Annotated in this window: 7 protein-coding genes (1 of these 7 only partly in view); 4 read left to right on the top strand and 3 right to left on the bottom strand. The window is 61.1% G+C overall.

Annotated elements, in window-relative coordinates; genetic code table 11:
• Both U9R80_RS03025 and U9R80_RS03020 read right to left on the bottom strand, forming a co-directional pair.
• On the bottom strand, positions 1–1109 hold the 5' portion of the coding sequence (locus tag U9R80_RS03025) for a CoA-acylating methylmalonate-semialdehyde dehydrogenase (protein WP_301838012.1). The gene continues 385 nt to the left of window position 1, outside the view; 1109 of the gene's 1494 nt are visible here — the first part of the coding sequence; it begins with the start codon at positions 1107–1109; the stop codon falls past the left edge of the window.
• Between the two features lie 71 nt (positions 1110–1180).
• On the bottom strand, positions 1181–2527 hold the full coding sequence (locus U9R80_RS03020) for an aspartate aminotransferase family protein (protein ID WP_301838014.1): 1347 nt from the start codon (positions 2525–2527) through the stop codon (positions 1181–1183).
• Positions 2528–2645: 118 nt separating this feature from the next.
• Between U9R80_RS03020 and U9R80_RS03015 the strand changes: the two genes are divergently transcribed.
• From U9R80_RS03015 to U9R80_RS03000, 4 genes are all read left to right on the top strand, one after another.
• Entirely contained in the window at positions 2646–3563 is a 918-nt protein-coding gene (locus U9R80_RS03015) for a LysR family transcriptional regulator (RefSeq protein ID WP_301838015.1), read from the top strand.
• Between the two features lie 62 nt (positions 3564–3625).
• A complete protein-coding gene (locus tag U9R80_RS03010) occupies positions 3626–4288 on the top strand; it encodes a TetR/AcrR family transcriptional regulator (RefSeq protein ID WP_301838016.1) in 663 nt (220 codons plus the stop codon).
• Between the two features lie 9 nt (positions 4289–4297).
• Positions 4298–4882, top strand: coding sequence for an IMPACT family protein (locus U9R80_RS03005; protein WP_301838017.1), 585 nt, complete (start codon positions 4298–4300; stop codon positions 4880–4882).
• Between the two features lie 335 nt (positions 4883–5217).
• Complete coding sequence (locus U9R80_RS03000) at positions 5218–5904, top strand: SDR family oxidoreductase (RefSeq protein WP_301838021.1); 687 nt, start codon at positions 5218–5220, stop codon at positions 5902–5904.
• Positions 5905–5909: 5 nt separating this feature from the next.
• On the opposite strand, the gene U9R80_RS02995 is transcribed toward U9R80_RS03000, so the two are convergent.
• A complete protein-coding gene (locus U9R80_RS02995) occupies positions 5910–6989 on the bottom strand; it encodes a calcium:proton antiporter (protein WP_301838023.1) in 1080 nt (359 codons plus the stop codon).
• Positions 6990–7131: the final 142 nt, after the last annotated feature.

Genomic DNA, 7131 nt, shown 5'->3' with positions numbered 1-7131 from the left:
TCGAACAGGGTGCCGCCGACAAAGTAGCCATCCTCGTTACCGGCAACACGGTAGCCACGACCGTCCACCACCAGCTTCGCGCCAGCGGCAACGCCGTCGTCGATGTAGCCGACCACTTTGTCACGCGCAGCAGCGGTAACCAGCGGGCCCATGTCCAGGCCGCAGGAAGTGCCGGCACCGATTTTCAGCGCTTTGATCTGAGGTTCGATCTTGGCAATCATCGCGTCGGCAACCTGGTCACCCACGCACACAGCAACCGAGATGGCCATGCAGCGCTCGCCGCACGAACCATAGGCCGCGCCCATCAGTGCGCTCACGGCGTTGTCCAGGTCGGCGTCCGGCATCAGCACCGCGTGGTTCTTGGCGCCGCCCAGAGCCTGGACGCGCTTGCCGCGCTTGGTGCCTTCGCTATAGATGTATTCGGCAATCGGGGTCGAACCCACGAAGCTCAGCGCTTTCACCTCTGGCGCCTCGATCAGCGCGTCCACGGCTTCCTTGTCACCGTGAACCACGTTCAGCACGCCCTTGGGCAGGCCGGCTTCGTGCAACAGCTGGGCAATCAGCAAGGTGGAGCTCGGGTCACGCTCCGATGGCTTGAGGATGAAGCAGTTGCCGCAAGCGATGGCCAGTGGGTACATCCACAGCGGCACCATGGCCGGGAAGTTGAACGGGGTGATACCGGCAACCACGCCCAGCGGCTGGAAGTCGGACCACGCATCGATATTCGGGCCGACGTTGCGGCTGTACTCGCCCTTGAGCACTTCTGGAGCGGCACAGGCGAATTCGACGTTCTCGATACCGCGCTTGAGCTCACCGGCGGCGTCTTCAAGGGTCTTGCCGTGCTCTTCGCTGATCAGCTGGGAGATACGTGCTTCGTTCTGCTCCAGCAGTTGCTTGAAGCGGAACATCACCTGGGCACGCTTGGCCGGTGGTGTATTGCGCCAGGCCGGGAAGGCGGCCTTGGCCGAGTCGATGGCCTGTTGCACGGTTTGCTTGCTGGCCAGGGCAACCTTGTGGATAGCTTGCCCGGTGGACGGGTTGAAGACATCGGCGGTGCGCGCGTCGGCAGCTATCAGCTCGCCGTTGATCAGGTGTTGAACAGTGCTCATGCAGAACTCCAGTAAGAGGTTGTGCACGGACGCGAGAGCCCTCGCGTCCGCTTCTTATATATAGGTAGGAATCAAGCGACCTGGTTGATGGCTTCGCCGACCGCGTCGAACAGGCGGTCCAGTTCCTGCGGCTGGCTGTTGAACGTCGGGCCAAACTGCAGGGTGTCGCCACCAAAGCGCACGTAGAAACCCGCTTGCCACAGCTTCATGGCGATCTCGTACGGACGCACGATGGCGTCGCCGTCACGGGCGGCAATCTGGATCGCACCGGCCAGGCCGTAGTTACGAATGTCGATGATGTTCTTCGCACCCTTGACCCCGTGCAGCACTTTCTCGAAGTGCGGCGACAGTTCGGCGGCGGCCTGCACCAGGCTTTCCTTCTCCAGCAGGTCCAGCGCGGCGATACCGGCAGCGCACGCAACCGGGTGAGCCGAGTAGGTGTAGCCGTGCGGGAATTCCACGGCGTACTCAGGCGTCGGTTGGTTCATGAAGGTCTGGTAGATCTCGCTGCTGGCAATCACTGCCCCCATCGGGATGGCGCCGTTGGTAACCTGCTTGGCGATGCACATCAGGTCCGGGGTAACGCCGAACGCGTCGGCGCCGAACATCGAGCCCATGCGGCCGAAACCGGTGATCACTTCGTCAAAGATCAGCAGAATGTTGTGCTGGTCGCAAATTTCGCGCAGACGCTTCAGGTAACCCTTCGGTGGTGGCAGTACACCTGCCGAACCGGCCAACGGCTCAACGATCAGCGCAGCGATGTTCGAGGCATCGTGCAGCTCGATCAGCTTGAGCATTTCATCGGCCAGGGCGATACCGCCCTCCTCCGGCATGCCCTTGGTGAATGCATTGCTCGCCAGCAGGGTGTGCGGAATATGGTCGACGTCGAGCAGTTGGCCAAACAGTTTACGGTTGCCGTTGACGCCGCCCAGGCTGGTACCGGCAATGTTCACGCCGTGGTAACCACGGGCACGACCGATCAGCTTGGTCTTGGTGGCCTGACCCTTCAGGCGCCAGTAGGCGCGCACCATCTTCACTGCGGTGTCGGCGCACTCGGAACCGGAGTTGGTATAGAAGACGTGATTCAGGTTGCCCGGCGTCATGTCGGTGATCTTCTCGGCCAGCTGGAACGACAGCGGGTGACCGAACTGGAAGGCTGGCGAATAATCGAGCACGCCAAGCTGACGCGATACCGCTTCCTGGATCTGCTTGCGGGTGTGGCCAGCGCCGCAGGTCCACAGGCCAGACAGCGCGTCATAGATCTTGCGACCTTTGTCATCGGTCAGGTAGCTGCCTTCGGCGGCGACGATCAGCCGTGGATCGCGCTGAAAATTGCGGTTGGCGGTGTAGGGCATCCAGTGGGCGTCCAGCTTGAGCTGGCTGGCCAGACCGACAGGAGCGTTTTCAGGCAGATTCATCGGACAAGTCCTCGCGTGGCAAATGAGCAGCAACCGTTGTTGTTGTGCTTACGTTGTCACGGCGATAAAGTCTGAAAAACTCAACTTTTCTAATCTTCAGATAGGCGATCACTAAACTATGAGCCGTCGTCCCGATCCCCTGGCCCAAGTCAGCGACTTTGACATCCGCCTGTTGAAGATTTACCGCAGCGTGGTGGAGTGTGGCGGCTTCTCGGCGGCGGAAAACGTCCTGGGTATCGGCCGTTCGGCCATCAGCCAGCAGATGAGCGACCTGGAGCAACGCCTGGGCTTGCGCCTGTGCCAACGGGGGCGCGCCGGGTTCTCGCTCACCGAGGAAGGCCGCGAGGTGTACCACTCGGCCTTGCAGCTGCTGAGCGCCATCGAGAGCTTTCGCACCGAGGTCAACGGCCTGCACCAGCATCTGCGAGGCGAGTTGAACATCGGCCTGACCGACAACCTGGTGACCCTCCCGCACATGCGCATCACCCACGCCCTGGCCCAGCTCAAGGACCGTGGCCCGGATGTGCGCATCCAGATCCGCATGATCGCCCCCAGCCAGGTCGAGCAAGGCGTGCTCGACGGCAGCCTGCACGTTGGCGTGGTACCACAGACCAGCCCGCTGTCGGGGCTGGAATACCAACCGCTGTACAGCGAACGCTCGCTGCTTTATTGCGCTGTCGGCCACCCCTTGTTCTATGCCGACGACCGGCAGCTGAACGACGAACGCCTCAACACCCAGGACGCCATCGCCCCTACCTTCCGCTTGCCAGCCGATGTCCAGGCGCACTATCAACCCCTGAACTGCACCGCCAGCGCCTCGGACCGCGAGGGCATGGCCTTTTTGATCCTGACCGGGCGCTACATCGGTTACCTGCCCGATCACTACGCCAGTTTCTGGGTGCAACAGGGCAGATTGCGCGCCCTTAAGCCTGCGCAGCGCTTTTATGACTTGAGCCTGTGCTGGGTAACCCGCAAGGGCCGGCGCCCGCATCTGGTGCTGGAGAGTTTTCTCGAGGCCCTGGCGGCTACTCGCTGAGCATTAATGCTGGTAGGTTAGCCAGTCACAAGTGATACCCATTGCCTTGTCTGGAATCGTCCATGTCCCTCGAAGTCCCTGCGCATCGCCTCAACGCCCCGGGCAAGCCCGCCGGCCGCATTCGTCAGAAGAACGAACAAGCCATCATCCAGGCTGCCGAGGACGAATTCGCCCGGCACGGCTTCAAGGGCACCAGCATGAACACCATCGCCCTCAAGGCCGGCCTGCCCAAAGCCAACCTGCACTACTACTTCACCAACAAGCTTGGCTTGTATGTGGCGGTACTGAGCAACATCATCGAGCTATGGGACAGCACGTTCAACGCCTTGAGCGTCGAGGACGACCCGGCCCTGGCCTTGAGCAGCTACATCCGCACCAAGATGGAATTCTCCCGGCGCAATCCCCAGGCCTCGCGGATCTTCGCCATGGAGGTCATCAGCGGTGGCCAGTGCCTGAGCGACTACTTCAGCCAGGACTATCGCGACTGGTTCAAGGGCCGCGCCGCGGTTTTCCAGGCCTGGATCGACGCTGGCAAGATGGACCCGGTCGACCCTGTGCACCTGATCTTCCTGCTCTGGGGCAGCACCCAGCACTACGCCGACTTCGCCACCCAGATCTGCCAGGTCACCGGCCGCAGCCGCCTGACCAAGCAGGACATGGAAGATGCCAGCAACAATCTTATCCACATCATTCTCAAAGGCTGTGGCCTGAAACTTCCTGACTGAATCCGGTTTATGCCTTTTACCCTGCTCGACACCTGCGAGTTTCGCGAAGAGATTCGCAAGAGCCGCTTCATCACCCTGGCGGCACCGATCAACAGCCCCGCCGAAGCCATGGACTTCATTGAACGGCACAGCGACCTGGCGGCCACCCACAACTGCTGGGCCTGGAAGATTGGCGCGCAATACCGCAGCAGTGACGATGGCGAGCCTGGCGGCACCGCCGGACGGCCGATCCTGGCCGCTATCGAGGCCCAGGATTGCGATCAGGTCGTGGTGTTGGTGATTCGCTGGTACGGCGGTATTCAACTGGGTACCGGTGGGCTGGCCCGCGCCTATGGGGGCGGTGCCAACAAGTGCCTGCAGCAGGCCGAGAAGCGCCTGCTGGTCAGCCGTACCGAGGTCAGTTGCAGTTGCAGCTTCAGCGAGCTGGCCTTGCTCAAACTGCGAGTCGCCGACGCCGACGGCCTGGTACTGGAGGAGGATTTCACCGCCAATGGCGTCGACTTGCTCCTCGCCCTGGGCGAAGAACACATCGAACCGCTGCAACGGCAGCTGGCCGACTTGAGCCGGGGTCGCATTTTGCTGGAGCGGCGCTGATCAATTGCCCACATCTACTGTGGGCCCGGCTGTGGATAAGCTCTGGGCATTCGCTTGAACGCCTTTAAATCCGTGGCTTTCAGGCAAACGATCATATTTTGATCAAGATTTGATGACAGTGCTCGAACCGCCTGAAAATCAGTCAGTTATCCCCATTTATAGCCCTTGGAAAGTAACCTTCCGGTGTTTATATCCACACCCAACGCTTGCTCACAATAACTGTGGAGCAAGCTGTGGATAAGCCGTGCACCCCTGTGCCAGCGCCCCATCCGGCCACGGCTTGGCTAGACTGGTTATTCTTTGATCAATGAGTCACCCACTGAAAGGAGTTCCCCATGCCCTCGAACAAAACCGCCCTGATCATCGGCGCCTCACGCGGCCTCGGACTTGGACTGGTGCAACGCCTGCGCGAAGACGGGTGGGATGTCGTTGCGACGGTTCGTGATCCGGCAAAAGCGCCGGCGCTGGCGGCAGTGCCCGGGGTCGAGGTCAAGACGCTGGAAATGAACAGCACCGAACAACTCGACGCCCTGCAACAGCAACTCGCAGGCCGTACGTTCGACCTGCTGTTCGTCAACGCCGGGGTCAAGGGCCCAGATGATCAAAACCCGGAAAACGCACAGCTGGCCGATGTCGGCGACTTGTTCATGACCAACAGCGTGGCGCCGATTCGTGTTGCCCAGCGCTTTACTTCGCAGGTGAATCCAGCGGACGGCGTGATCGCCTTCATGAGTTCGGTGCTGGGCAGCATCACCATCCCCGATGCGCCGGAGATGGCCCTGTACAAGGCCAGCAAGGCGGCGCTCAACTCCATGATCAACAGCTTCGTTGTGCAACTGGGTGAGACCAATCTCACCGTGTTGGCCATGCACCCGGGCTGGGTGAAAACCGACATGGGCGGCGACGGCGCCGACATCGATGTGCCCACCAGCACCCGCGGCATGCTCGAACAGGTCAAGGCCCAGGCCGGCAACGGCGGCCTGGCGTTCATCAACTACAAGGGTGAAACGCTGATCTGGTAACGCCCTCACAGGCCGAGCACCGCCAGCATGATGAAAGTGGCGAACAGCACGAAGTGAGTCATCCCCTCGATGGCGTTGGTTTCGCCATCGTTGAGGTTGATGGCGCTGACAATCAGGGTGATGAAGATCATCACCGTCTGCACCGGCGTCATGGCCATCTGGAATGGCTGGCCGGTGTACAGCGCCATCGCCTCCATCAGCGGAACGGTCAATATCACCGTCGACAGCGACGCGCCCAGGGCGATATTGACCACCGACTGCATGCGGTTGGCCAACGCTGCACGCAACGCGGTGAGAATCTCCGGCGCGGCGGAAATCGCCGCCACCACAATCGCCATCAATACCGGTGGCGCACCGCTGCCCTCGAGCCCGTAGCCCAATGGATGCGACATGGTTTCGGCCAGCGCACCGATCACCACCACCCCGGTCACCAGGATGAAGATCGAGCGGAACTTGTTCACCGGCACCGGCAGGGGATTACGGCGTTTTTTCTGCGGATAGCTGTAGCTGAAAAAGTAGCTGTGAGGACCGACCTGCATGCGCAGGAACAAGGCATACAGCAGCAACATCGCGGCGATGGTGAAGGCCGAATACAGCTTCCAATCGGCGCGCGGAATGAACTCAGGCACCACCATCGACACCCCCATGGCGGTCATGATCATCACGCTATACGTACGCGCCGAATCATCGTTATAGGGTTGCTCACCGTGCTTGAGCCCGCCCATCAAGGCAGCCAGCCCGAGAATTCCGTTAATATCGAGCATCACCGCCGAATAGATGGTGTCACGCACCAGCGTCGGCGACGGCTGGTTGCTCATCATGATGGCCAGCACCAGCACCTCGACCATCACCGCAGACAGGGTCAGGATCATGGTGCCGTAGGGATCGCCGACCTTTTCCGCCAGTTGCTCGGCATGCTGGGCCACCCGCATCGACGCACAGATGATCGCCGCCACCAGCACCAGGCCCGACAGCAATGCCAGCGCGTGCCCATGGCCGAGCAATTGCGCCTGCAACGGCCAGGCCACGACCGCCAGCAACAATGCCAGCAACAGGGGTTTTTCCTGGTTGATCAGGGCAAGCATCGGCAGGCCGCATCCATTGGCTAGAGGCAAGGAGACTGTAGTCACTGTAGAAGGTTTCGGTGCTGGTCCGTCTGGTCAGCTTTGTGCGCCAGTACCGGGCAACCCTGTAGAATGGCGCCAACCGCACCTGATGAGACACAGA

The organism is Pseudomonas sp. JQ170C (genome assembly GCF_035581345.1).
Classification (GTDB): domain Bacteria; phylum Pseudomonadota; class Gammaproteobacteria; order Pseudomonadales; family Pseudomonadaceae; genus Aquipseudomonas.
This window is presented reverse-complemented; position numbering and strand designations above follow the sequence as displayed.

Bases quoted from the DNA above. Each gene is read 5' to 3' on its own strand.
- U9R80_RS03015 (WP_301838015.1), top strand. From the start codon at position 2,646: ATGAGCCGTCGTCCCGATCCCCTGGCCCAAGTCAGCGACTTTGACATC.
- U9R80_RS03000 (WP_301838021.1), top strand. From the start codon at position 5,218: ATGCCCTCGAACAAAACCGCCCTGATCATCGGCGCCTCACGCGGCCTC.
- U9R80_RS03020 (WP_301838014.1), bottom strand. From the start codon at position 2,527: ATGAATCTGCCTGAAAACGCTCCTGTCGGTCTGGCCAGCCAGCTCAAG.
- U9R80_RS03005 (WP_301838017.1), top strand. From the start codon at position 4,298: ATGCCTTTTACCCTGCTCGACACCTGCGAGTTTCGCGAAGAGATTCGC.
- U9R80_RS02995 (WP_301838023.1), bottom strand. From the start codon at position 6,989: ATGCTTGCCCTGATCAACCAGGAAAAACCCCTGTTGCTGGCATTGTTG.
- U9R80_RS03010 (WP_301838016.1), top strand. From the start codon at position 3,626: ATGTCCCTCGAAGTCCCTGCGCATCGCCTCAACGCCCCGGGCAAGCCC.